Genomic DNA, 22,788 nt, shown 5'->3' on the forward strand with positions numbered 1-22,788 from the left:
TCCGGGCAGGGAAACGAGGCGGGCGGGGACGGTGGGGTCCCCGCCCGTAGGCGTCGTGAGGGGTCAGGGGCGGCGGGCGATCAGGACGTCGAAGCGCGCGTGCTCGATCAGGACGCCCGCGTCGGCGTGTTCGGTCAGCAGGGCCAGGGCCCGCTCCTCGAACTCCTCCAGCCGGTCTCCGAACAGGGGACGGGAGGCGAAGGACGTCGAGTACAGGTAGCCGATCACCGCCTGGGGGGTCCAGGGCCGCTCGACGGGGATGGTGTGTTCCTCGACGTCGGCGAAGGCGGACTCGGCGAGGATCTCGCGGTAGGGGCGGTCGTGCGCCGCGTAGGTCTTGTCCTTGCCCGCCCGGCGTTCGGTGCCGGTGTATTCCTGGATCAGCGACCGCAGGGCGTCGGTCCATGTCGAGCGGGCCGTCCAGAGGCTGCCGTCGCCCATAACGACGACGGCGGCGTCCTTGGCTGTGCAGCCCTCCAGCAGCGACAGCACGGCCGGCTGGTCCATCCAGTGGAACGCGCGGCAGACGGTGACCATGTCGGCGGCCCAGTCGGCGTGGGGCGGGACGAACTCCTCGGCAGGCTTGTTGTGCAGGCGGACCGTCGTGTCGGGCAGACTGGCCAGGGCCTTGTCGGCTTCCGCGAGCATGCCGGGGTCGCGTTCGACGACGTCGATCTCGGCGAATGCCTCGTGCAGGGCGGCGGGCACTTGCCCCGTTCCCGATCCGAGGTCGAGGAGGACCGGGTGCTGCTTGGCGGCGACCGTCTTGCTGAGCAGGCGGACGGCGGCCTCGGGGATGCCGGGCCGGTAGGTGGCGTAGTAAGGGGCGGTGTCAGCGAACTCGCTCATGAGGTTCTCCTTGCGGTGATGAGGGCGAGGCCTTGGTGGCCTGCTCGATGTGGGTGACCGCGGTTTCCAGGTCGGGCACGATGCTCACCCGCCCGGGATGGGCGGCCAGCAGCCGCCGGGCCGTGTGGTCTGGCGTAGCTGAGGTGATCCACAGTGCCTGTGCACCGGCGGCGAGAGCGCCTTGCACGTCACAGGCGAAGTTGTCGCCCACGTGCAGGACTTCGGACGTCGGCACACCATGGAGGGCGGCCACCGTCAGTACAGCCTGTGGATCGGGTTTGGCGAACCCGAGCCGCCAGGACGGGTAGTGGCCGGCCAGATGCGGTGCCAGTAGTCCCGCCAGGTCGCAATCGTGTTCGTCCCAGTACGTGACGTTCGACAGGGTGACCACCGGCACGTGGCGTGCGATCCGGGCGACCGCCTCGCGGGCGCCGGGCCACAGGGCGAAGGGCTCAGGCCGGTGCTCGTACGGGAAAGCGGCCGGATCCACATTCAGGGCCTGGCAGAGCGCCCGGATCGCGGCGGTGTCCTCGGGCGGGACGTGGTGCAGGTGTTGTTGGATCAGCCGCTTCGCCTGCTCTCGGGGCAGAGGGGAGAGCTCGGCCAGCCGCTGAGTGATCGTTGTCCCGGTGGGTGCGCCGAGGGTGTAGCCGACGTCCAGGCTCACCAGCCGCACACGGTGTGCGTTCACCGCGTCCCCTCCAGGGCCGTGATGATCGCCGTGATCCGCTGCGCTCGCACCGGGCTGCCCTCTCGGGCTTCCCCGAGGAAGGTCAGCAGCTGGCGGGCCTCCGGCTCGCTCCACGCGTCCGTGTCGATGCCCGCCGCGGCGGCGGCCCGGGCGAAGTCCTCGGGGATCACCGGCGGCCGCCATCCGTGCGGCAGCATCAGCGTGCCGGCGAAGGCCTGCCCGTCGTGGGCTGCGGGCAGTTCCTGACCGGGCAGCGGGGACAGGACCGTGACGTCGTCGAAGGTGAGGATCCGTACCTGCAGGCGGTACGGCGCCGGGGCGTCGCCGAGGACGAGCGTCGCGGTGAGGAAGGTGGCGTGGCCCGTCAGCCGCTCGTCGAGAACGAACAGAGGCGTGCGGCCGCGGCGCTCTTGCTGCGTGCCGGTAACCGGCAGGTCGCCGGTGCTCGCCGGTGCCATCAGCAGCGCACCTCCAGCCCCAGCCCCGGGCCCTCGGGCAGCGCGGCCCAGCCGTCTTCCGGCACGACCGTGCCCGACAGAGCTCGCTGCCGCTTCGGTTCCCAGACCACCTGGTACTCCAACGGCCCGGCCAGGTGCGGGAAGGCCGCGGCCAGGTGCAGGGCGGGCAGGAACGCCCGGCCGTGCAGGTGGACCGGCGTGCCGGCCTGCTCGGCCAGCGCCATCCAGGTGCAGGCTTCGGTGATACCGCCGCACCACGCCACATCGAAGGTGAACGCGGCCGGCCCCAGCTCCAGCAGTTCCCGGGCGCTGGCCGCGTCACTGAGGCGTTCACCGAAGGCGACCGGAAGCGAGGACGCCGCGCGCAGTTCGCGGTAAGCGTCCTTCTCGGTGCGCGGGAGCGGATCCTCGACCCACCGCACCGTGCCAGGCGGTAGCAGGGATGCCAGGTCGGCCGCAGTCTCCACGCCCCAGGTGCCCAGCGCATCCAGGGCTACCGGGGCCTCGGCCCAGGAAGCGGCGCAGCCGGCCAGCTCAGCCATGTGCTGCACGTTCTGGGTACGGCGCATCGACCACTTGGTGAACGCGAATCCCTGGGCTGCGGTACCGCGCACGGCATCGGCGGCACCGTCGCGCGCGAGGTCCAGGGAGAGCCATGACCCGTACACCGGCACGCGGGGCGCCGGGGTGTCGGTCAGCAGGGCGGCCACGGGTAAGCCGGAGAGCTTTCCGTGCAGGTCCCAGACCGCGCAGTCCACCGCGCCCGCCGCCCAGCGGCCCAGGCCCGCACCGTGCGGGCCGAGCCGGGCCAGCAGCCGGGTAAGAAGCTCAGCATGGTCCGACACCCGGCAACCGATGACAGTGCGGCCCAGGCCGGCAGCGACCAGCGCGGCGGGCAGCTCATCCACCGGCCCGAAGACGCCGGTCATCCCGGCCGCCCTGGCGACGACCGCATGCCGACTGTCGCCCTCCTGGAACGGGCCGGTCACCGCCTCGGGCAGACACACGACGCGCACGTCGTCGATGACGACGTCAGCCGCGTGCATCGAGCAGTTCCTGGCCCGCGTAGGTGAAGTACCACAGCGGCCGGTAGCACTCCCAGCCCACCGGCCGCAGTCCGGTCGGCGCCATGGCCTGCTCAATCGCCTGGCGGGCGGCCAGGTAGTAGTCGAGGGTCTCGGCTCCCGCGACCCGCAGGCCGGCCATCAACGGGGTGTGAGCCTGGAACACCTGGAAGTTCGGGAAGCAGGTCGACACCTCCGCCATCGCCCCGACGCCCTCGACCATGCGGTCCATGGGGTCCAGGCCGACGATGTACGTGTAGGACGTGTCCAGTCCGCGGGCCAGCGCGCGGGACAGCAGATCCGGCATCTGCTCCGGCAGCAGGCTGGCCTTGGTGTCCTTGAGCATCACCGGGCGGCGGGTGAAGCACTCCGCGGTCAGACGGAGCACGAACGGAGTGACGTGCTCGGCCAGGGCGTCGAAGGCCGCGTCCGTGCGCAGCACGGAGGTCAGGAACCCGATCCTGGCCTGGACGCCAGCGCGGATCAGCGCGGCGCGCAGGGAAACCAGGTGGGACAGGGCGGCTTCCTCCCGCTCGAAACAGCCGGTCGAGACAGTGACTTCCGTCAGTTCGGAAAGGTCGTGGCGGGGGTGCTGCTCGACGAGGGCGATCAGAAGTTCGTCCAGCCCCTGGTCCTCGCCCATCCGCGGATCGGCAGCCGCCTCCAGCGTGTTGGGGCAGAAGGCGCACCCCACGCAGCGGCTGCGCGCGTTGGGGTTGAGGGTCGCGGCACGGCCGTTGTTGCGGAAGTAGCCGCCGACGGCCTCGTCAGCATCGATCCGCTCGACGTGAGCGATCACTTTCCCGTCGAGGACCAGGTCCTCGCCGCGCAGCCGGAACGGCGAGGCGGGCTGGTTCAGGGGCACGATCACCTGCCACGCGACGGCCGGCTGCCGCACGAGACGCAGGTTGATCCGGGCCCGGTGGCGCTCCTGGTGCTCGGAGGTGATGCCGAAGAGATTCACCGCGATCAGCAGAGCGTCCTCCACCGGGACGCCATACTGCAGGGCGCTTTGCTCCAGGTCCCGGAGCCTCTGGTCGCCCGATAAGGGTTGGTGAAGCATGTGCGCTCCCGTCATCCAGGGGGTGTGGGTCAGGCGAGCGGGCCGGAGCTCCGCGCCAGGCGGAACCAGACCTGCTTGCCGACCGGGGTGTATTCGACGCCCATCTCGTCCGTCAGGGCGTGGACGAGGCTCATGCCGCGCCCGCTTTCGTCGTCCTGTGCCGCCTGCGGGAAGAGCACCGGTTCCGGCGAGAAGTCCGTGACGACGACCAGCAGGCCGTCGTCCAAGTCCCACATCAGCAGCTCGCACTCGCCGGATGCATGCTGGACCGCGTTGGCCAGCAGCTCTGTCACACTCGCAACGGCGGCTTCTGCCAGGCCGGTCATGTGCCACAGGTCGAGATAGGCAGCCACGATCCGGCGCAACACGCCGATCTGCTGAGCACGCAGGTCGGGGAGGACGGTCTTGACCTGGCGAACTGCTGATCCAGGCATCACCACGGTCACCGGCCCTCCAGCCTCAGCAGCTCACGTCCGTCACATGCTGTGATCATTCGCGCGCTGTGCGTGCATCAGAGTCCTGATGATGGCCCGTCATTCCGCACGCAGGCAAGGTTTCTTACAGGAAAGTTTTCCGATCGGAGATCTGGCATATTCGCGAACAGGCTTGACCGCTACGATTCCCAGAAACGGAAGGTGGGGCTGTGGTAGACCCGACACCGAGGCGGCGGCAACTGGGAGTTGTCCTGCGGCAGCTCCGCGAAGAGCGGGGCTGGACCGGGGAGGAAGCGGCCCGCAGGCTCGGCTACAAGTCCGCGGGCACCGTCAGCAAGATCGAAAAAGGTACCCAGGGCGTCACCATCCAGCAGCTGCCCAACATCTTCCAGGTCTACGGGATCGAGAGCCCGGACCTGCAGGACAGCCTCCGCAACCTCGTCCGACGGGCAAGAGAGCCGGACTGGTGGCAGCGATACGAAGGGGTGGTCGACGATCCTCTTGGCGACTACCTGACGCAGGTAGAACTCGCCAGCGCGCTGTTCTCTTGGAACCCCAACGCTGTCCCCGGGCTGCTGCAGACCCGGGCCTACGCCCGAGCAGTCGTCGAAGCTAGCCGGGCCTGGAAAACCACCGACGACATCGATCACTTCGTCGACCTCCGCATGGAGCACCAGGCGAAGATGGCCGCCCGCACGCCGCCGCTCAGGTTCTGGGCCGTCATCCCCGAAGGCGTGCTGCGGCAAGAGGTCGGGGGCCGGCCTGTCATGCGGGAGCAGCTTCAGCACCTGGCCGCGCTGGCCGCAGACGAGCCCAACGTCACCATTCAGGTCCTGCCGTTCAGCGTCGGCGCCCACGCCGGGATGGATGGCCCGTTCCTCCACCTCACCTTCCCGGCCGGGCCCGACGTCATCGTGATCGAATCCATGCGGGCCTCACTCCACATGAACCAGGCGATCAGTGTTGAGCAGTACCGCACCACGGGCGACCTTTTGAAAACCGAAGCCCAGACCCGACAAGCCTCCGTCAGCCTGCTCACTTCAATCGCCAAGGACCTCGCATGAACGGCAAGATCCCCATCGACGGACGGCTCCTGGAGCAGATCAACGCCGCAACCTGGGTCACGGCCAGCAGCGGAGGCACCAACTGCGTGGAGGTTGCCTTCCTGCCTCAACTCGTCTGCGTCCGCGACTCCAAGAACCTCGACCAGCGACCGCTGCTCTTCACCACCAGCGCGTACGAGGCCTTCATCGGCGGCCTTGAGTCGTGAATGCGTACCTGCCGCTACGGGAAGCCGCCCGCGCCGTCCTCCTCGACGCCGACCATCGCGTCCTGCTGCTGCGCTACGCGGCGCAAGGGGGTTACTGGGCCACACCCGGCGGCTCCCTCGAGGAAAGCGAAACCCAAGCCGCCGCGACACTGCGCGAACTGAACGAAGAACTCGGCATCAGCCCGACCTCGTCCAACTGGGCATGCAACTCGCTCAACGCAGCACGGAACACCTGGTCGGATAACGCAAGGTCGGACAGGTCGAGAGATACTTCCTCGTCCACGCCTCCCCGGCTGACGTCCACGTGGACCAAGCCACCCAACGCGTCAACATCCAGACTCACCGCTGGTGGACGCTGGGCGAACTCCGCAGTACGCGCGAAACCGTCTACCCCGCGGGGCTTGCCGACCTGATTGCCGCAGTGGCGGATGGCCGGCGCCCGGAGCGCCCCGTCATTCTGGCTGGCTGAGAGCGTGAGGGTGCGGCAGAGTTCTCCGGCCTGCCGGACTCGTGGCCTTTGGGAGATGCGATCCGTTGGTCGTGTGGGGCAGCATCGCCTCATGGTCGACTTTGTGCCCTCCCCAGACGAGGTGGCCGCCGCGCAGACACCCGACGGAGGCTGGACGCGAAAGCAGCTTGCGGAGTGGGGGGTTCCCTGGCCTCCGCCGCCAGGCTGGCGCAAGCATTTGGAGTCGAAGTGGAGGGGCGAGGATGTCGGGTCGCTGCCCCACGAGAAGACGGACCAGGACGCCCTGTTCTGACGCATCCCGCTGATTCGTCTCCTTCAACAACCATTGCGCTGTCCGTTGCCGACCCCCAGCGCTGTCGTTGCTGCGGGTTGGCCCGTGTCGCGTGATGGCCGGAGCACGCTTGAGTGATCGGCTGAAGGCGTCCTGTCGGCCCAATGAGCCTGCCCGGCATACTCCTAGGACTCTGATCAGGTGTTACCAGGAGGGGACGCTCGTGCTCAAGGCATGGCTGGAGGAGTTCAAGGCCAATCAGGAACTCAAACGGCGCATCGAGCTGGAGAAGTGGGAGCAGGAGAAACGGTGGCGCGAGGAAGACCGCGCGGCCACCCAGAAGGCGATCGCCACCAACGCGGTGGGGGCCGACGAACACGGCGCGGCGATGAAGGCCGCTGCCGGCGTCTCGTATCTGACCCTGGTCAGCCACGAGGACACCTGGACGTTCGTCGCCACCGAGGCGTTCGGCCGGTGGAAGCCGTGCTGGATCACGAGCACCCACGAACAGAACGACACGCGCGGCCCGAACACCGCGTGGATCGGGCACCGCTGGATCGTGGACCCGAATCTGCCCGAGGGACGCATCACCAAGGACAAGGACCAGTCCGGGATGCAGAAGGTGGTCCTGTCCGGGCACAACCTGGTGCGCATCCTGGAGGCGCTGCGCGAGGGGGCGTCGACCGCGCAGTCCCTGCCGCACGCGGCCCGGTGCCGCACCCTGTACAGCAAGTTCGCTGACTTCGCCGCCCGGGTCGACCCCGACGCCCCGGCCGGTCAGACCACTGGCATCGAGTTCCGCATCGACGACACCGTGGACCTCACCGACCAGCCATAGGGCTGCATGGGCCCACACGCGACAACGGGCGCGCCCGAGCATCTCCTCACCAGGCCAGTCGCCGGACCCTTCGGCGCCTGGCCGCCAGTGACGAGCCTCCCAGGGCCCCGCCTGCGAAGTCGGTCCGTCGGCCAAGAGCCGTCCACCACACAGTGGCCACGCGTGGTGGGCACCAATGTCCCCGAAGCAAGACGTGGCGCGCATCACAGCTACACGCTCAAGATTTATTGCCGGTTCGGGTGTCCCAGGCAGCCATTAACAGGCGAACGCTCAACAGCGACCTGAGGAAACACGCCACCATGCCGAACGCATTACCGCCACAGGGAACCCGGCTCCGTCGGCCCATCCGCTCGTACGACGACCTGGAGGCCGAGTTCGCCAAATTCTCTGACCACCGGATCGCCGCGGTGCTGCGTGGCTTGCAGCCGACGGAGGCCGCTCTTGCCCTGGACTGGGCCACGCCGGACGGAGCTGGGCAGAGAGCGCGGCCGCGATGGGCCTGGACCCGGCGGCGGGGGAGCGGGTGCGGCGCAAGCTCAAGCGGCTAGGGGACCGGTACACCGAGCGCTCCGCCGCACACGTGGCGACCACCATGCACCGTCCGGCCGCCGCCAGGGCACAGGGGGTGCTGCGGTGAGCCTGCTCGCCAACGCGGTGCCGGAGTTCTTGGGGAGCATTGCTGCCACCGTCGCGGTCGGCATCGTTCGATGGAGCGCGAGCGCAGTGCGGGCCCGTGGGTCCAGGGCGCGGCAGGCCGGCACCACCCAGGACCCCGGGCCGACTGAGCCGTGATCTCCGTACGAGGGGCAGGGGGGCGGCGACGATGAGCAGGCGAATTCAGTGCCGTTGCCAGCTCGTCGGCAGCCTCACTGCTCGTCGCCGCGTACGAGTTTGACGAGGAGTTCGGTGTCGCGAAGGTCGGAGAGCACGGTCTCCGCGCCAGCATCCCGGAGCGCCGCCTCGTCGCTGCGCCCCGAGGCGACCGCGATGACGCGGACGCCATTGGCGTGCGCGCCTTCCACGTCGGCCGGGGTGTCGCCGATCAGTACGGCGGCCGCGGCCGCCGTACCGGCGCGCTGCAGGCTGTGGCGGACGAGTTCGGCGCGCATGTCGTGGTCCTCCCCGAAGGCTCCGATGTCCCAGCGGATGTGCCGGTCGAGCCCGAAGACGGAGAGCTTGATCTCGGCGACGGGCCGGACGTTGCCCGTCACCACGGTCTGTCCCACGTCGACGGCGTCCAGAGCATCCAGGGCAGTGGCCGCGCCGGGCAAGGCATGCCCACGTTCCCGCAGGTCGGCTATCCGGCATAGATGCCCGTCGGCCAGGGCGTGGGCGAAGCGCTCAAAGTCGGTCCGGCCCGTCGTCAGGCCGTGGAGTTTGGCGGTCTCGCGAAAGATGACCGGCTCCGTGATGCCGTCGATCCTCGCCTGCTGCTGCATGGGCTGCCCGAGAGTCTGCTCGAAGGCCGCGGCGGACAGTTCGCGTCCCACGCCTCGGGTGTCGATCAGCGTGTGGTCGATGTCCCACAGGACCAGCTTCGCCATGTGCCCTCCCCAACTTCCCGCCGCCACAGGGTTACAACGGTCACACGAACGTGTGCGGAGCGTGCATGCGCCCGGGCTTCCGGTTCTACGCTGACGGTACGAGGACCGCGCGGGGAAGGGGGCGACGGTGTCGACGCCGCAACTGCCGATCGGCCGCAACGTGCGGCACTACCGGCGCCGGGACGGCCGGACCATCACCGCGATCGCCGGGCTGTGCGGCATCACCGACCGCTACCTGGAGATGATCGAGGCCGGCAGCAAGGTCCCCTCGGCCGACGTGCTGGCCCGGCTCGCCGCCGAGCTCGGCGTGCCGGTCGCCGCCCTGTTCACCGAGGCACCAGCCGATGAACCTGCGGCGCCGGTGAGCACCGCGCCCGCCATCGCCCGCGCACTCATGGGATACACCGCACCCGCGAGCGCCGCCGTCCTCAGTCCGGCCCAGCTGCGCGAACGGGTGGAAAGCGCGTGGCGGACCTGGCAGTCCTCCAAGACCCGGTTCACTGAGATCGCCGACGTCCTGCCCGCGCTGATCACAGACGTCGAGCACGCAGTGCGCGCCCACCGCGGCGGGGGCGATCCCGCCCCACGGCGCGAGTTCCTGCGGGTGGCCGCCGACCTGTACGGGCTGCTGCGCTCGTACTGCCGCCGAACGGGCCGCCTCGATCTGTCCCTCATGGTCGCCGACCGCGCCATCCGGGCCGCGCAAGACGCCGACGACCCCGTGCGCATCGCCGTCGGCACCTGGAACCTGGGCCATGTGCTCCTCTCCCACACCGACCCGGGCGCGGTGGAGGAGGCCAAGGACATCGCGCTCCAGGCGGTCGACGAGTTACGCCGCGCGGCCGTCGCGTCGCGGGAGGCGGCGGCTATGGAAGGCGCGCTGGAACTGGTCGCGGTCGTCTCCGACGCCCGGCGCCGCCGTTGGGCGGACGCCCGCCGGCGCCTGGCCGAGCGCGCCGACCCGCTCGCCAAGCGGGTCGGTGAGGGCAACATCGCCTGGACGGTCTTCGGGCCGACCAACGTCGCCCTGCACGCCATCAGCGTCGAGATGCTCGCCGGCGATGCCGCCGAGGGGCTGCGCCTGGCCGACCAGGTCGACATCGGGCAACTGCTGAGCCGGGAGCGCCAGTTCACGCACCAGTTGGAGCTCGCCAGCTGCCACGCCCTGCGCCGCGACGACGCCGCCGTCCTGGTCCACCTGCTCGATCTGGAAGAGCTCGCGCCGGAGGACCTGGTGCGCAGCCCGCTCGCCCGCGACATGATCCTCCAGCTGCAGCAGCGGATCCGGCCCGTCTTCCGCCGGCAGGTCTCCGGCCTCATCGAACGGCTGGAGCTTGACTGACTGCCGGACCCGAACCGCTGGTTCGCCCGAACTCACAGTTCGGGCTGACGGACGGGAACGGGTCTACGGTCGCGGCACAGCACCGCGACGACAAGGACTCACCGTGTTCGACGACCGAGCAAGCGTTGCGACTGCGGCCGGCATGCGGCTCGCACGAGCCGGAGTGAGGTGGGACGTCGTCAAGGTGCGCCGGTTCCTCGGTCTCCAGGCGATCGAGCACATCGAGCAGCCGGGCGCCGTCGCCGTCGACCCCCATTGGCCGGAGCCGATGCTGTACTTCTTTGTCCCCGCGGGCACCCTCGCCGACTGGGACGTCCCCGACACTAGAGCTCTGAACAGCACCGAATGCACCACCCACGTGGTGCTCCCGCCAGGTCACCGAGAAGGCCCTCCCGGCCCCTACTGGCTGCTGTCGCCCTCCTGCGGGCTGACTCCGATAGACACGCTCCGCCGTGCGCTGGAGACGGCCCTTCGCTGTCCGGACCCGCATCCCCATTTCCGGATCGACACTGCCGCGATGCGTGCCGACGCCGCACAGCTCATCGGGGACGGTGCCGAGCTCCCGGAGAGCACTGTCCTGCCGCAGCTCGTCCAGCGGCTACGCGGTCATCTCATGGTCCTGGTCCCCCACGTCGAGGACCGGATGCGGTCCTTCGCGCGCACCGCCGAGCCGCGCCTGGTCGCTCAGGTGACTGTGGGAGAAGCCCGAAGGCGCCTGGACGCGGTCCCCGGCCTCACCTTCATCAGCGAGATCAAGCACGCACAGGCCTTGGCGCGCTCGGTCGAGGCCTTGTGCCGCCACGCGGTAGTCCCCACGCCCACGGTGGCGGGGGAGCCCGCCCCCACAGTCGGCGTGGTCCAGCAGTGACGGCGCCGCTGGACCACGCGCTCCCCTCAGCGGCGGATGTGGATGCGGACCTGGACGGTGCCGCCGGCCGCGGCCGCTGCGGCTCCGAGCCCGATCACCGGGGCTAAGAGGTCGCTGTGCCCGGTGAGAGTGAGCACGATGACCGCGATTATCGCGCCCAGCACGGATAAGGCGCTGATCCAGGTGAGCGCCGTCGTCATGGCCGACGACGGCTCGGAGGTACTACGGTCGGTGTGAGTCACGGTGATGTACTCCTCCAGTTGCGGGGGTCTTCTGTGACCCGGGGAGAAGCCGGCCGGTTCGGCTTGACGGGCGTGTCCAGCCCGGCTTCCCCTCGGGAACTCATGTGGTGCGGATTCCGTACCGGTGTGTGCGTGCGGTTGAATCGAAGCCGAGCACGCAGCGCGCCAACACCCTCTTGGGGCACCGGACTCCGTTAAAGGCGTTAAAGATCCTTTGGCGCGCTGTCATCGAAGCACGGCTGTATCCCAGATCAGCCGGGGTCGGGCGAAGTGGCAGTGAAATGGCGTACGGACGGCAGACGGACGTCGAGCCTCCGGATGTGGATTCCACTTGTGGCCCTTGGGGCAAGCGGAAGTGGCCGATGCATGGCCACGCGCTACCCCTGGAAACGGCGCATCACCATGCGGTACGCACTGGTCCGGCCGGTGCCGACTTGTAGTCGCACATGCGTGCCCTCCTTCCGTTGCCTCCCGATGGAACGCCGGCGCTGTTGGGGATACGAGCCCCCTAGGCCGAGAACGTTGTGAACTTGGCCCTCGAAGCGTGAGAACCCGTGATTTCGGCGTCGATGAACGAGCGAAGCACCTGCCGGTCTGTTTGCGGTGCGATGCCGAGCAAGTGGGGTGAAGTGGGGTTGTTCTGGCAGAGCGGCGAATTAGACCGCTTTGCACCTCGGAGCTGAGGCCACAGATGCGCAGATCGCCCCTTTTGGGGGCTCACGGCATAGACCGAAGTGGGGTGAAGTGGGAAGTCGCGACCACTTGACACGACGGATGCCGACCCGCCCGACTGAAGAAGCCTGCGATCAGGAGTCGAATCGGTGTTCCATTTGCGTCGGATGGCAGGTTAAGGTCTCGTTCCGCGAGGATCTTGTACGGAGGTGCCCGGTATGGAGAGCAGCGCGTCCGCCCGCCGGGGCCGCCCCCCGGGCCCTCGGACCGCCGAGGGTGAGCTGACGAGTCGCCAGTCGGCCATCGTCCGCTACATCACGGAGACGGTCGACCGGCAGGGCTACCCGCCGTCGATGCGGGAGATCGGCCAGGCGGTGAAACTCGCCAGCACGTCCTCGGTGGCCCATCAGTTGATGGCGCTGGAGCGCAAGGGCGTCCTCTACCGCGATCCGCACACGCCCCGCGCCTACCGGGTGAGGCCCTCGTGGGCACCCGAACTAGGAAGCAGGAGCGAGGCGCCGGTCGACGTACCGCTCGTCGGACGGATCGCAGCGGGCGCACCGCTGCTCGCCGAGGAGATGGTCGAGGACGTCTACTCGATGCCCCGGCAGATCGTGGGCGACGGCGAGCTGTTCGCCCTGACCGTGGTCGGCGACTCCATGATCGACGCGGCGATCTGCGACGGCGACATCGTCACCGTGCGGAAGATGGACAGCGCCGACCACGGCGACATCGTCGCCGCACTCCTGGACGACGAGGCCACCGTCAAGGTGCTGCGCCGACAGGACGGTCAGGTGTGGCTGATGCCCCGCAACCCCGCCTACGAGCCGATCCCCGGTGAACAGGCTCAGATCCTCGGCAAGGTCGTCGGCGTCCTGCGCGTGCTCTGAGGTGCCGGAAAACCCTTGGAGATCCACCCGTTGATCCTGCCAAGCTGAGACGCACCGAAGGGGTGTAGCTCAGAGGCCAGAGCGCCGGTCTCCAAAACCGGATGCCGCAGGTTCAACTCCTGCCACCCCTGCCACGACAACATCGCCACCGGTCGTGCGCAGAGCCCTGCCAGCAGGCCCGGGCAGTACAGAATCGGAAACGGCCCCTGCCGCCTGCCCCGCCGCGAGACGATTGACTCCGTTCTTCGGTAACCGGTGCCCACGGAGGTCCTCGTGTCCAGGGTTGTGCTCACCACCGGCCACGTCCACGACCATGGCGGCGATGACCGACGGAGTTGGGCCCCTCCCATGGAGTACGAAGAGGAGCGGGCGGGCGCGGTCGTCGGCCTGGTGACGCAGCTCTACGACACGGTCTTGGACGACTGCCAGCCGTGCCGCCAACAGCTCATGGACGTCCTCAAGGACGACCCGGCGACCACCGGCATCCTGATTCACTGGGCCTGCCTGGTCACTGCGGAAACGTACGGGGAACTGCCGGAAGTGCTCATGGAGGGGAGCGAGCCGGCCGACGCGCCCTTCCACCCCACCGCAGCGTTCCGGAACGTGGCCCAGGCATACGCGGCCAACTGGGGCACCGCCAACGGGGCGACGGAGGCAGTGTGTGAGGCCTGCGCAGGGTGTACCTCCGAGGAACGGCTCGCGGCGGCAACGACGGCGCTCGAACTCCTCGTCGGGTTCGCAGAGTTCGACGTCGACTTCCTCTACCAGTGACCGGACACCGCCGATGCCGCCCCTCGCCGAGTTCGCCGGCACCCCGCTCCTGCGCTCAACACCTGTCCGTCCTGCGCGAACGGCCGGTGAGGCAGGGCCGATAGCCTTGGTCAAGTTCGGGCGGCCGACGGGAGGAAGACGGCGAAGATGAGCGAGGGGATCATGGCGAACTTCCTGCGACGACGGGCCGACAAACGGCTCCTGGGCCAGCAGAACCACACCTTCAACGCCGCCAAGGCCTTCCAGGACGCGATGTACTCCCTCGGCGCCGCCATGGTTGGGACAACGAGGACGAGGCCACGCGTCGGCGGCGGCTCACCGGCCTGGACGAAGCTCTGCAGGCCGCCGGAATCGGCTACCGCGACCCTGAGACGATGCAGCCGCTCACCGCGCAGGACCTGATCCTGGACGAGCGGAGCTCCCCCGAGCTCTACCTTCTCGACTCTCCCGATCTCGTGGAGTCCGTGCCGGTCTGACCCGTGGTCATCCGGGAGTCGCGGCTGCCGCGGTTACAGACACTTCACCCGGAGACCGCGCGCGTCCGGGACGGATGTGGCACCGTTGACTTCAGGCTGGGCCCGTCACTCCCCCCGTGGTGGCGGGCCCAGTCTTCTCTCCGCCAGCCGGTACCCGCTTCACCGGGACGGTGACGATCCGGGCCAGGGCCCGGGCCCGGCCGGCCCGGTCGAGTGATCGATCATCGAGGCGAACGGAAGCCGTCTCGGACCTGCCGTCAGGCAGTGGGGCGACGGGAGTTGACGGCGAGGACAGCGGGATAGAGCACCTGGCGCCCGAAGCGGGCGCGGGCACGGTCTGCGACGGCTTCGAGTGCGAGAGGCTTGTCGTCGCATGCGTCGAGGGTGAGCTGCCGGGTGGCCAGGTCGTCCGGCCGAAGGGTCTCGGCGCGAAGCGCGAGGGTGCGGACTCGCGCGCGCTGGAGACCGAGAGAGTCGTAGACCGTGTACGCCGCGCGGGCCAGGAGCACGGTGTGCTGAGTCGCCTCGGACAGGACACGGCTGCGGCGGGTGGAGCTCCGGTCGGCATAGTGGATGGTGCAGGTCAGGCCGCTCGCGATCTGGCCGGAGGCACGGAGACGGGCACCGAGGTCGTCGGCGAGAGCGAGCAGGACACGCCGGTGGGCGGCTGGGTCGAGCTCGTCGCGGTCAAAGCGGTGCTCGCTGCTGATGCTCGCCGGAGTCGGGGTGGGGTCGACGACCTGGGTGTCGCGGCCCTGGGCGTGTTCGTGGAGGGCGCGGCCGGCCCGGGCGCCGAGCAGACGTTGCAGCGTGAGCTGGGGGACATCGGAGACGTCGCCGACGGTGTGCAGACCGTACTCGCCGAGCGTCGCGGCGGTCCGCGCTCCCACACCGGGCAACTCGTGGACCGGACGCGGGCGCAGGAAGGCGGAGATCGCCTCGGGGGAGTCGTCGACGACGGTTCGCTGCCCGGGAGGGGTGAGGGCGCAGGCCATCGAGGCGAGCATCCGGTTGGGGCCGCACCCCGCCGAGCTGCGCAGGCCGAAGTGGGCGAGCGCACGCAACTGGACCAGTTCGGTCAGGCCGCGGGCGTCCCGCTTCCAGTACGGGATCGCTCCCGTGAGGTCGAGGGCAGCCGAGTCCGGTCCGATCATCTGCACGCGGGGCGTGACGTTCTCCAGCAAACGGCGCAGCCCCTCGGGGAGTTCGGCTTCCTCCTCGGCCGGAATGTCGAAGCGGAGGTGGAGGAGGTGGCGTCCGCTCATCGTGATCACCCCGCACTTCCCTGACTCCGGTGCCCCAGCCGCCGCAGGTCTGCAGACCGGGTGCCGGCGGGCTGGAGGTCGGCGTACGGGTGGAGGCGGGCTCCCGCGGTGCCGTCGGCAAGGGTGCGCTGCGGTGCCGCTGGTTGGGCCGGGGTGGGGGCCGGGTCGGTGCGGCCGAGCAGGTCGAGGGCGGCTTGGGGCCGTGGTCGCGGCGGGCGGCGGCCATCTCGTCCAGGTCCCACGCCATCTCGCCGACCACCGTACGGCGCGCGCCGCGGGACTCGACGGTGCCGCGCACGAGCAGCAGGCCGGAGTGGAACACGGTGTGCGCGCAGGCTTCGTGGGAGTTCTCGAAGAAGGCGAGATCGACCAGGCCGGTGCCGTCCTCCAGGGTCACGAAGATGATCCTCTTGCCGGACGCGATCGGCGGGGTCTGGGTGGAGGCGCGGACTCCGGCGACCAGGACGTTCTGTCCGGGGATCATGCCCCGCAGGTGCGCGGCGGTGGTCGCGCCGAGTTCGTTCAGCAGCCGGTGGTGGTGCTCCATCAGGTGATGGGTGACGTCGATCTGGAGCGTGTCCAGCTCCGCGCCGAGCTTGTCCCGGCTGGTCATCTCGGGAAGCCCGCTCGGGGTAGAGGTCACCAGCTCGCCGCCGAGCGGCAGTTGGCCGTCGGTGGTGGTGCGGGCGCGGGACTGCCGGTGGAGCTCGGTCGCCTGCAGCAGGAGATCTCGCCGGGTGAGGTCGCCTCGGAGCGGTCCGAGCGCGCCGATCCGGATCAGCCGCTGCGCGATCGGCAGGGAGGGGCGGGCGCGCTGCCACAGGTCCTGCAGGCCGGTGTAGGGCTGGCCGGCCACGAGTCGTGTGACCTCACCCTCGCTGATCCCTTTGATGTTGGTGAAGGCGAGGCGCACGCCCCAGCCCTGCTCGGTCTGTTCGACCATGTGCGTCGCTTGGGAGTGGTTGAGGTCGACGGGCAGGATCGGCACGCCGTGGCGGCGGGCATCGGACACGACGAGCCGTCGCGGCCACATCCCGGGGTCGTGCTCCAGGAGCCCGGCGTAGAGGAACGCCGGGAAGCGTGCTTTCAGGAAGGCGCTCTGAAGTGCAGGAACAGCGAATGCGACAGCGTGCGCCCTGCAGAATCCATATGCTCCGTGGCTGGAGATGGTCTCCCAGACCTCGTCCAGCACGGCCGTGCTGTAGCCGCGGTCACCGGCCGTACGGCGGAACCACTCCTCGACGCGGGGGAGCCGGTCGGGGTCGCCAAGGGCGCGGCGGGCGTACTCGCCGGCAGCCCGATCGCAGCCGGTCAGCTGTGTGAACGTCGCGATGATCTGCTCGTGCCAGATGGTCACGCCGTACGTGTCCGACAGGATCGGCTCCAGGTCCGGGTGCGCGTACCGCGGGGCCGCGCCGTGCCGGGCCGCTATGAAGAGCGCAGGCATGCCTCCGGCCACTGGGCCCGGACGGAATAGCGAGATGTCGGCGATGACGTCCTGCATGTGTCTCGGCTGCAGCCTGGACAAAAGATCTTGTTGACCAGGTGACTCCAATTGGAACAGGCCCACGGTGTCCGAGGCCTGGATCATCTCGAAGGCCAGCCGGTCGTTGAGGTCGACGTGGTCGGGATTGTCGAGGTCGAGGACTCTCCCGGTGACGCGGCGGATCTCCGCGACAGCGTGCGCCATCGCACTCTGAAGACGGATTCCGAGCACGTCCAGCTTCAGAAGGGCGTAGCCGCCGAGCTCGATGTCCTCCTTGTCGGCCTGCACCATCGGGTAGCCGGCCGGGGTCGGCTGCACCGGCAGCCGGTCCAGCAGGGACGCGTCGGACAGGATCACCCCGCAGGGGTGCATGGCGTAGCCGCGGGGCAGCGCGTCCAGGCCCTCGGCGAGCTCCCACAGCGGTCCGAACTTCTCTCCCTGGGAGGCGAGTTGCCGCAGCTCCGGGAGTTCCGCCAGTGCGGCGCGGATGTCGCGCGCCCTGATGTGCGGGAAGCTCTTGGCGATCTCGCCCACGACCTGGGGCGGAATCCCGAGGGCAAGCCCGGTGTCCCTCAAGGCGTGCCTTGCCCTGTAGGTCTCGGGCATGCCGGTAACCGCGGTCCGCTCCGTGCCGAACCGCTTGATGATCGCGTCGTACACCTCCAGGCGCCGCTCGGACTCCACGTCGAGGTCGATGTCCGGGAGCGACGTACGGCGCTCGTTCACGAACCTTTCGAACAGGAGATGATGATCAAGGGGATTGGCTGTGGCGATGAACAAGGAGTGGTTGACCATGCTCCCTGCGCCGGAGCCGCGCGCGGCGACCCGGATCCCCAGCGCCCGGGTATCGGCGACCACCTGGGCCACGGCGAGGAAGTAGGCCTCAAAGCCGGTGAGCCGGCCGATGACTTCGAGCTCGTAGTCGAGCTGTCGTACGGCGCGTTCGTCGCGGTCCAGGCCGCGGGCGACCATCCCGGCCTCGCACCGCTGCCTCAGCAGCCGCATCCCCGAACCGGACTCCGGGCCCGCGCCCACGACGGACGGCTCGGGGAAGTGAGGGGTGCCCAGGCCGAGGTCGGCCGGGGTGAGGGTGCAGGACTGTCCGGTGGCCTCGGTCTCGCTCAGCAGGCGTACGGCGCGGGCGGACTCGTCGCCGACGGCCTGGGCGATCCGCTCGGCGACCGCGGACATGGCGGCCGGGCCCTTCAGCCACCGCTCCCCGCCGTCGAGATGCCGGCGGTCGACGGGCCGCAGCAGCCGGGCGGCGTCGAGCACGTCGGCCAGCCGGTGCTGGCCGGGGTCGGCGTAGCGGACCGCGTTCGTCAACACGGTGCGTACGCCGAGCTGGTCGGCCAGACCCACGGTGCGCGCGGCCAGCCGCAGCGATCCCGCGCCGGTGCCCTCCCGGCCCAGATACACGGTCTCCAGCCGCAGCCGCTCTCCAGCCAGCTCCCGCCACGGCGCGAGCAGCTGCTCGGCGACATCCGGGCGGCCTGCGGACAGCGCCCGCACCGGCTCGGAGGACGGTCCGAGCAGCACCACCAGGTCCTCGTCGGCGTACGCGCGCAAGGCCGTCCAGGACACGACCGGCGCCGCGCCGTCTGCTTCGGCATGCGCGGCGGACACCAGGCGGCACAGCCTCGCCCACCCGGCCGCGTTCTGCGCGAGCAGGGTGATCCGCAGCGGCGGTTCCAGCACGTGCGCGCCGCCGCGCACTGGCGTACGAGGTCGTACGGCGGCCGGGTCCGGCGGGGTGAGCGGGGAGACGGCGACGTCGACGCCGAAGACGGGGCGGACGCCCGCGGCCATGGCGGCGGTGGCGAAGCGGACCGTGCCCGCGACGGTGTCCCGGTCGGTCAGTGCGAGCGTCGTCATCCCGCGCTCGGCGGCGCGCTGCACGAGGGCGTCGGGGAGGGAGGCTCCGTAGCGGGCGGCGTATCCGGAGGCGACGCGCAGATGAGTAAATCCACGGCTTCCACCTCCCGTCTTTCGCTTGCCGTCCCTCCCTGATCTGTGTCCTCTCCAGGTATCCCACGATACTCCGAATTCGCACAAGCGTGCGAACGGGTGGACTGGTGCTGTCGTTCGCCGCACAGCGGACGCAAGGACCGGGAGGGGCCTTGAATCACGGGCCCCGGGGAGCGCGCATGTGACGTGCCTCTCACTTCCCAAGTTGATCTACGGAAACGGCGTCACTTGGGCGGGAAGGGTGAGGCCGGCGCTCGTCCGGCCCGGAGAGGCACTCCATGCCCCAGCTCTTCCACAACCTCGCGCTGCTCGCGGCGCTGGCCAGCCTCGCGGTGATCGCCCTCAGCTCGTTCGCGCTGTACGCCGGCGACGAGCTCACCGCAGACCAAGCCCGCATCCTGTGTGCCGCGATAAAGGCCATCGAGCACGTCGCAATCTCCTACGGCGCCGCCCTGGCCGCCCAGGCCGCGCCGCTCACACTGGTCGTGAAGGCGGTGACGCTCCTCCTCGGGTAGCGCCGCTGCACATGCACGGGCGCCGCGGCGGCCGGAGTCTGATCGTGTGAACTTTCCCGTCGACGTCGCACTCGCCGAGCTCGTCCCGACCTTGCCGGTCGGGACGGGCTGGCGGTACGAGATGAAGTTCGACGGCCACAGGACCGTCATCTGGCGGGACGCGGAGACCGTCCGGCTCCAGGCCCGCTCCGGGCGGGACGTCACGCCGGTCTGGATGGACCTGGCCCTTGCTGCGCTCGACATGCTCCCCCCGGGCCTGGTCCTCGACGGAGAGGCAGTGATCTACGCCCACGGCAGGATCGATTTCGCGGCCGCGCAGTCGCGCGCCCTGTCCACTCCGGCCCGCGCGCGCCGCCTCGCCGAAGACCTGCCCGCTCATTTCGTGGCGTGGGACGTCCTTCTCCACCCCGAACATGGCGACGTCCGGGGACGGCGGTACGACGACCGCCGTGCCCTACTCGTCGATCTGCTGGAGGCGTACGACGTCAAGCCGCCGATCCAACTGGTCCCGATGACCGACGACCCGGCAGTGGCCATGACCTGGTACCAACAGCTCCCGGAGCAAGGCATCGAGGGCATCGTGGCGAAGCAGGCCACCTCCGTTTACAGGACCACAGGCCGGGTCTGGAAGAAGATCAGGCATGCCGAGACCGTGGAGGCCGACATCGTCGGCTACACCGGGCCGGCCGCGCGGCCGCGGGCACTCGCGGTCCGGCTCCCCGACGGGCGTGTGGCGCTCACCCAGTCCCTGAAGGCACCGCTCGCGGCTCAGGTCGCGGTACATCTCGCGGCGAGCGGCCCGCCGCGCGACCGTCGCAGCCGGGCGGGGGAGCCCTACACCACTGCCGCTCCCGGTCTGGTGGTTGAGGTTCTGGCCGGGACGACCCGGCACGCCGTGGTGACGGTGACCCGGCTCCGCAGTACGTGAACCGGGCCGTGCGTCTCGGGTGCGATGGTCGCGACCTTCTTGCTGCGCGTCGATGTCGTCCCCTGCGGAGTGGCGGATGTTGCCGGGGCCGACGGTCAGATGACCGCCGGCCCCGGCAACGACCTGCAAGGTGCCCTTCAACACCCGGGAGAAAGGGACGAACACGTGGGTACGGCACGCCCGTCAGGCGGATCTGCGGAACTCGGGGGCGCCGACGCCAGTCCGATCGCCACGAGGAACATGGCAACGGTCGCGGCCGAGCCGATCGCCATGCCCAGGTCTCCCGTGGGCGGGACCGTCGTGCTGCTCTTCTTCGTGAAGAGGAACACGGCGACGCCGACGAACGCCGCCACCATGAGGATGAGCAACAGGCCGGTGGTGATGGGGAAGACGGTCATCAGGCGGCCGGCATCTCCACCGGACCGACGGCGGCGCCCGTATCGAGCGTTTCGCTGAGCCCAGCAACGGCGCTCGTGTCCGTTTCCGCAGGTCGGAGGGATTGTCCTACCTGTGCTGTAGCTTCAAAGGTGCCAGTCAAGGGTTTCTCCTACTGCCCGTTCACGAGGGGTGGGGGACCCGGGACGCGCCGAGAGCCCTGGGATGCGGCAGCCGCCAAGCAAAGTCCGCAGTTCCAGGGCTCTTTCGTCGTGATCAGAGTCCTGTGACACCCACGACGCTACCGGCAGGGTCTGACAATGGGCCGTCCGTGCCCGGCACGACACCGGAGAACCACGGCGTGCCGCTGTGCACCGAGGCCTGCTGCTGGCCGTCGTCACCACAAGTGACCGCCAGACCAGGCCATTCGTGCCACGAGAGCACGGAACGCCTGGGAGTCACGGCAGGGGGATAACCCGGTGACGTGAGGCGTGCGCCTTCGGGATGATGATGGTCCTGGGGCCACACGGGGTGGAGGAATCGATGCCACAGATGCAGCCGGCGGAGGCTCTGGCGACGTGTGAGCAGGCGTTGCGGAGCCTGATCGCCACGGTGTTGGCGAAGAAGCTGGGCAAGGACTGGGTCTCCCAGGTGTTCCCCGAGGAGCGGTTGGTCAAGATCCGGGGGGTCCGGGATGAAGAGGCTGGCCGCCGCACACGACGCGGGGTCGCTTCGGTACCGAGCAGCGAGCTGGCGTACGCCCAGTTCTTCGACATCCTCGCCCTGCTGAAGAAGTACTGGGCGGATTTCAAGCCCGCGTTGGGCAATCAGAGCGAGACGTTGGGGCTGCTCAGCCGCTTCGAAGCACTGCGCAACTCCGTGGCCCACAGCCGGGATCTGCTTCCTTTCGAAGAGGAACTCCTGAGCGGCATCGCCGGCGAGATCCGGAACAGGGTGACCATCTACATGAGCAGCCAGGACCCGACCGGGGACTACTTCGCACGGATCGACAGCGTCACCGACAGCCTCGGGAACTGCATCGACAGCTTCCCGCCGGACCCCATGGAGCACGGGGTCTCGCTTCGGACCGGAGCGGTGCTGCACCCCGGCGACACGATCACCTTCCGGTGCCGCGGCACCGACCCCCAAGGCAGTGACCTCACGTGGTGGGTCCTTCCGGCCAGCGACACAGACAACCCCCACTACACGGGCCGGGATCTCGACATCGTCTGGCGCGTCAGCAGTGGCGACGTCGCCGCGCGCCGGGACGTCCACATCTACATGAAGAGCAGCGGCCCCTACCACCGGGTCAACACCGGGACGGACGGCTTCGACTACTGCGCTACGTTCATCTACACCGTCCTCCCCCGCGAGGACTCCGCACGAGCGACGTCCTGAACATCGGACCGGAAGACAGGAACGAGCGATGGCGGAGGTGCACAGCGAGGAGGTGAACGGTGCGGGTGATCCGCACCGCACAACCTGACGAAGATCGCTCCAGTCCTTCGCCTTCGGCTCAGGAGGGAGGGCCTGGAGCGTACCCGCGTGGTCAAGTGGCCGCCAGTATCCGAGGCTAGGCTGCGACCGTCCTCGTCTGCTGGCGGTGGTGCTTGAGCTTGTCGCGGGCCGCCGTACGTTCGTACCCGTCTATCCCCTCCCAGAAGGTGTGGCAGAGGATCAGGGTGACGAGTTCGAGTTCACGTGCCCGCAGTGCGGCGATGCGCTGCTGGTCCGCCGGATCCCAGCCCGGGGAATCGGGGCGGGAGGAGGCGCGCCATGCACCTTCGTGGGTGGTCCACCCGGGCAGCGGCTCCAGGGACCAGGGTTGCTTCTTGAGCAGGGGCTTCAGCTCGCTTCGTACCTCGTCAAGCTCGTCCTGGGCCTCGATGAGGTCCTGCGGGAAGTCGTACGTCTCGTCCTTCTGCGCCACGCCTTAACGGTACTGCCGTTCGAACGCCGCGCCCCGTACCTCAGAACCGTCATGAACTCCTGACGTTTTCGGTATCGTCAGGATTGCCTGACGGCTCCACTGGTCGTCA

Annotated in this window: 24 protein-coding genes, 1 tRNA gene and 2 pseudogenes; 14 read left to right on the top strand and 13 right to left on the bottom strand. The window is 69.4% G+C overall.

Annotated elements, in window-relative coordinates; all coding sequences use genetic code 11:
• Positions 1-63 precede the first annotated feature (63 nt).
• From E4N62_RS19925 to E4N62_RS19950, 6 genes are all read right to left on the bottom strand, one after another.
• Complete coding sequence (locus tag E4N62_RS19925; RefSeq protein WP_230216196.1) at positions 64-849, bottom strand: trans-aconitate 2-methyltransferase; 786 nt, start codon at positions 847-849, stop codon at positions 64-66.
• Positions 833-1,540: an HAD family hydrolase gene (locus tag E4N62_RS19930; protein WP_230216198.1), complete on the bottom strand. Its 708-nt coding sequence runs from the start codon at positions 1,538-1,540 to the stop codon at positions 833-835. The genes E4N62_RS19925 and E4N62_RS19930 overlap by 17 nt, the downstream gene beginning before the upstream one ends.
• The gene (locus E4N62_RS19935; protein WP_210549327.1) at positions 1,537-1,998 is read right to left on the bottom strand and encodes a hypothetical protein; all 462 of its coding nucleotides are present in this window, start codon (positions 1,996-1,998) and stop codon (positions 1,537-1,539) included. Before E4N62_RS19935 ends, E4N62_RS19930 begins: the two co-directional genes overlap by 4 nt.
• The gene (locus E4N62_RS19940; protein WP_230216200.1) at positions 1,998-3,044 is read right to left on the bottom strand and encodes an enolase C-terminal domain-like protein; all 1,047 of its coding nucleotides are present in this window, start codon (positions 3,042-3,044) and stop codon (positions 1,998-2,000) included. The genes E4N62_RS19935 and E4N62_RS19940 overlap by 1 nt, the downstream gene beginning before the upstream one ends.
• Positions 3,031-4,050 carry a hypothetical protein gene (locus E4N62_RS19945; protein WP_230216202.1) on the bottom strand — a complete coding sequence of 340 codons (1,020 nt, stop codon included), beginning with the start codon at positions 4,048-4,050 and terminating at the stop codon, positions 3,031-3,033. Before E4N62_RS19945 ends, E4N62_RS19940 begins: the two co-directional genes overlap by 14 nt.
• A gap of 104 nt (positions 4,051-4,154) precedes the next feature.
• A complete protein-coding gene (locus tag E4N62_RS19950) occupies positions 4,155-4,571 on the bottom strand; it encodes an ATP-binding protein (RefSeq protein ID WP_230216204.1) in 417 nt (138 codons plus the stop codon).
• 197 nt (positions 4,572-4,768) lie between these two features.
• Here E4N62_RS19950 and E4N62_RS19955 point away from each other — a divergent pair, with 197 nt between their 5' ends.
• The 5 genes from E4N62_RS19955 (at position 4,769) to E4N62_RS19975 (ending at position 8,044) form a co-directional block, all read left to right on the top strand.
• Positions 4,769-5,623 (top strand): helix-turn-helix transcriptional regulator, encoded by an 855-nt coding sequence (locus tag E4N62_RS19955; RefSeq protein ID WP_230216206.1) that lies wholly within the window; start codon positions 4,769-4,771, stop codon positions 5,621-5,623.
• Complete coding sequence (locus E4N62_RS19960) at positions 5,620-5,829, top strand: DUF397 domain-containing protein (RefSeq protein ID WP_230216208.1); 210 nt, start codon at positions 5,620-5,622, stop codon at positions 5,827-5,829. The genes E4N62_RS19955 and E4N62_RS19960 overlap by 4 nt, the downstream gene beginning before the upstream one ends.
• Positions 5,826-6,242, top strand: a complete 417-nt coding sequence (locus tag E4N62_RS19965; protein ID WP_230216210.1) for an NUDIX domain-containing protein — start codon at positions 5,826-5,828, stop codon at positions 6,240-6,242. The genes E4N62_RS19960 and E4N62_RS19965 overlap by 4 nt, the downstream gene beginning before the upstream one ends.
• Positions 6,243-6,792: 550 nt before the next feature.
• Positions 6,793-7,407 (top strand): hypothetical protein, encoded by a 615-nt coding sequence (locus E4N62_RS19970; protein ID WP_230216212.1) that lies wholly within the window; start codon positions 6,793-6,795, stop codon positions 7,405-7,407.
• Positions 7,408-7,900: 493 nt separating this feature from the next.
• Complete coding sequence (locus E4N62_RS19975) at positions 7,901-8,044, top strand: hypothetical protein (protein WP_230216214.1); 144 nt, start codon at positions 7,901-7,903, stop codon at positions 8,042-8,044.
• Between the two features lie 229 nt (positions 8,045-8,273).
• Here the strand turns inward: E4N62_RS19975 and E4N62_RS19980 are convergent, their stop codons facing one another.
• Entirely contained in the window at positions 8,274-8,951 is a 678-nt protein-coding gene (locus tag E4N62_RS19980) for an HAD family hydrolase (protein ID WP_230216216.1), read from the bottom strand.
• A gap of 127 nt (positions 8,952-9,078) precedes the next feature.
• On the opposite strand from E4N62_RS19980, the gene E4N62_RS19985 reads away from it, so the two are divergent.
• Positions 9,079-10,293, top strand: coding sequence for a helix-turn-helix domain-containing protein (locus E4N62_RS19985; RefSeq protein WP_230216219.1), 1,215 nt, complete (start codon positions 9,079-9,081; stop codon positions 10,291-10,293).
• A 142-nt stretch (positions 10,294-10,435) separates the two neighbouring features.
• Positions 10,436-11,161 (top strand): DUF6415 family natural product biosynthesis protein, encoded by a 726-nt coding sequence (locus E4N62_RS19990; protein ID WP_230216221.1) that lies wholly within the window; start codon positions 10,436-10,438, stop codon positions 11,159-11,161.
• Between the two features lie 26 nt (positions 11,162-11,187).
• Here E4N62_RS19990 and E4N62_RS19995 read toward each other — a convergent pair whose 3' ends face one another.
• Positions 11,188-11,403 (bottom strand): hypothetical protein, encoded by a 216-nt coding sequence (locus tag E4N62_RS19995; RefSeq protein ID WP_230216223.1) that lies wholly within the window; start codon positions 11,401-11,403, stop codon positions 11,188-11,190.
• 890 nt (positions 11,404-12,293) lie between these two features.
• Between E4N62_RS19995 and lexA the strand changes: the two genes are divergently transcribed.
• The 4 genes from lexA to E4N62_RS20015 all read left to right on the top strand — a co-directional run bounded on the left by lexA (position 12,294) and on the right by E4N62_RS20015 (position 14,138).
• Entirely contained in the window at positions 12,294-12,965 is a 672-nt protein-coding gene (gene lexA / locus E4N62_RS20000) for a transcriptional repressor LexA (RefSeq protein WP_230216225.1), read from the top strand.
• Positions 12,966-13,023: 58 nt separating this feature from the next.
• A tRNA-Trp gene (locus tag E4N62_RS20005) sits at positions 13,024-13,099 on the top strand.
• A 214-nt stretch (positions 13,100-13,313) separates the two neighbouring features.
• Positions 13,314-13,736, top strand: a complete 423-nt coding sequence (locus tag E4N62_RS20010; protein ID WP_230216227.1) for a hypothetical protein — start codon at positions 13,314-13,316, stop codon at positions 13,734-13,736.
• A gap of 147 nt (positions 13,737-13,883) precedes the next feature.
• On the top strand, positions 13,884-14,138 hold the full coding sequence (locus E4N62_RS20015; RefSeq protein ID WP_230216229.1) for a hypothetical protein: 255 nt from the start codon (positions 13,884-13,886) through the stop codon (positions 14,136-14,138).
• A 331-nt stretch (positions 14,139-14,469) separates the two neighbouring features.
• On the opposite strand, the gene E4N62_RS20020 is transcribed toward E4N62_RS20015, so the two are convergent.
• From E4N62_RS20020 to E4N62_RS20025, 3 genes and pseudogenes are all read right to left on the bottom strand, one after another.
• Complete coding sequence (locus tag E4N62_RS20020; protein WP_230216336.1) at positions 14,470-15,102, bottom strand: hypothetical protein; 633 nt, start codon at positions 15,100-15,102, stop codon at positions 14,470-14,472.
• A 156-nt stretch (positions 15,103-15,258) separates the two neighbouring features.
• Positions 15,259-15,477: pseudogene (locus E4N62_RS49510) on the bottom strand (hypothetical protein); the annotation flags it as partial.
• 5 nt (positions 15,478-15,482) lie between these two features.
• Positions 15,483-18,919, bottom strand: a pseudogene (locus E4N62_RS20025) (DNA polymerase III subunit alpha).
• 290 nt (positions 18,920-19,209) lie between these two features.
• Between E4N62_RS20025 and E4N62_RS20030 the strand changes: the two are divergent.
• A complete protein-coding gene (locus E4N62_RS20030; RefSeq protein WP_230216231.1) occupies positions 19,210-19,446 on the top strand; it encodes a hypothetical protein in 237 nt (78 codons plus the stop codon).
• A 46-nt stretch (positions 19,447-19,492) separates the two neighbouring features.
• On the top strand, positions 19,493-20,374 hold the full coding sequence (locus E4N62_RS20035) for a DNA ligase (RefSeq protein ID WP_230216233.1): 882 nt from the start codon (positions 19,493-19,495) through the stop codon (positions 20,372-20,374).
• Between the two features lie 137 nt (positions 20,375-20,511).
• Here the strand turns inward: E4N62_RS20035 and E4N62_RS20040 are convergent, their stop codons facing one another.
• A complete protein-coding gene (locus E4N62_RS20040; protein ID WP_230216235.1) occupies positions 20,512-20,772 on the bottom strand; it encodes a hypothetical protein in 261 nt (86 codons plus the stop codon).
• 520 nt (positions 20,773-21,292) lie between these two features.
• On the opposite strand from E4N62_RS20040, the gene E4N62_RS20045 reads away from it, so the two are divergent.
• Positions 21,293-22,147 carry a Swt1 family HEPN domain-containing protein gene (locus E4N62_RS20045; protein WP_230216237.1) on the top strand — a complete coding sequence of 285 codons (855 nt, stop codon included), beginning with the start codon at positions 21,293-21,295 and terminating at the stop codon, positions 22,145-22,147.
• Between the two features lie 175 nt (positions 22,148-22,322).
• Here the strand turns inward: E4N62_RS20045 and E4N62_RS20050 are convergent, their stop codons facing one another.
• Positions 22,323-22,679: a hypothetical protein gene (locus tag E4N62_RS20050; RefSeq protein ID WP_230216240.1), complete on the bottom strand. Its 357-nt coding sequence runs from the start codon at positions 22,677-22,679 to the stop codon at positions 22,323-22,325.
• Between the last annotated feature and the right edge of the window lie 109 nt (positions 22,680-22,788).

Source organism: Streptomyces sp. MNU76, assembly GCF_020982545.1.
Lineage (GTDB): Bacteria > Actinomycetota > Actinomycetes > Streptomycetales > Streptomycetaceae > Streptomyces.

Coding starts and splice junctions, on each gene's coding strand:
- E4N62_RS19990 (WP_230216221.1), top strand. CDS start 10,436: ATGCGGCTCGCACGAGCCGGAGTGAGGTGGGACGTCGTCAAGGTGCGC.
- E4N62_RS20030 (WP_230216231.1), top strand. CDS start 19,210: ATGCCCCAGCTCTTCCACAACCTCGCGCTGCTCGCGGCGCTGGCCAGC.
- E4N62_RS19940 (WP_230216200.1), bottom strand. CDS start 3,044: ATGCACGCGGCTGACGTCGTCATCGACGACGTGCGCGTCGTGTGTCTG.
- E4N62_RS19960 (WP_230216208.1), top strand. CDS start 5,620: ATGAACGGCAAGATCCCCATCGACGGACGGCTCCTGGAGCAGATCAAC.
- E4N62_RS20040 (WP_230216235.1), bottom strand. CDS start 20,772: ATGACCGTCTTCCCCATCACCACCGGCCTGTTGCTCATCCTCATGGTG.
- E4N62_RS20015 (WP_230216229.1), top strand. CDS start 13,884: ATGAGCGAGGGGATCATGGCGAACTTCCTGCGACGACGGGCCGACAAA.
- lexA (WP_230216225.1), top strand. CDS start 12,294: ATGGAGAGCAGCGCGTCCGCCCGCCGGGGCCGCCCCCCGGGCCCTCGG.
- E4N62_RS19935 (WP_210549327.1), bottom strand. CDS start 1,998: ATGGCACCGGCGAGCACCGGCGACCTGCCGGTTACCGGCACGCAGCAA.
- E4N62_RS20045 (WP_230216237.1), top strand. CDS start 21,293: ATGCCACAGATGCAGCCGGCGGAGGCTCTGGCGACGTGTGAGCAGGCG.
- E4N62_RS19975 (WP_230216214.1), top strand. CDS start 7,901: ATGGGCCTGGACCCGGCGGCGGGGGAGCGGGTGCGGCGCAAGCTCAAG.
- E4N62_RS20010 (WP_230216227.1), top strand. CDS start 13,314: ATGGAGTACGAAGAGGAGCGGGCGGGCGCGGTCGTCGGCCTGGTGACG.
- E4N62_RS19980 (WP_230216216.1), bottom strand. CDS start 8,951: ATGGCGAAGCTGGTCCTGTGGGACATCGACCACACGCTGATCGACACC.
- E4N62_RS19925 (WP_230216196.1), bottom strand. CDS start 849: ATGAGCGAGTTCGCTGACACCGCCCCTTACTACGCCACCTACCGGCCC.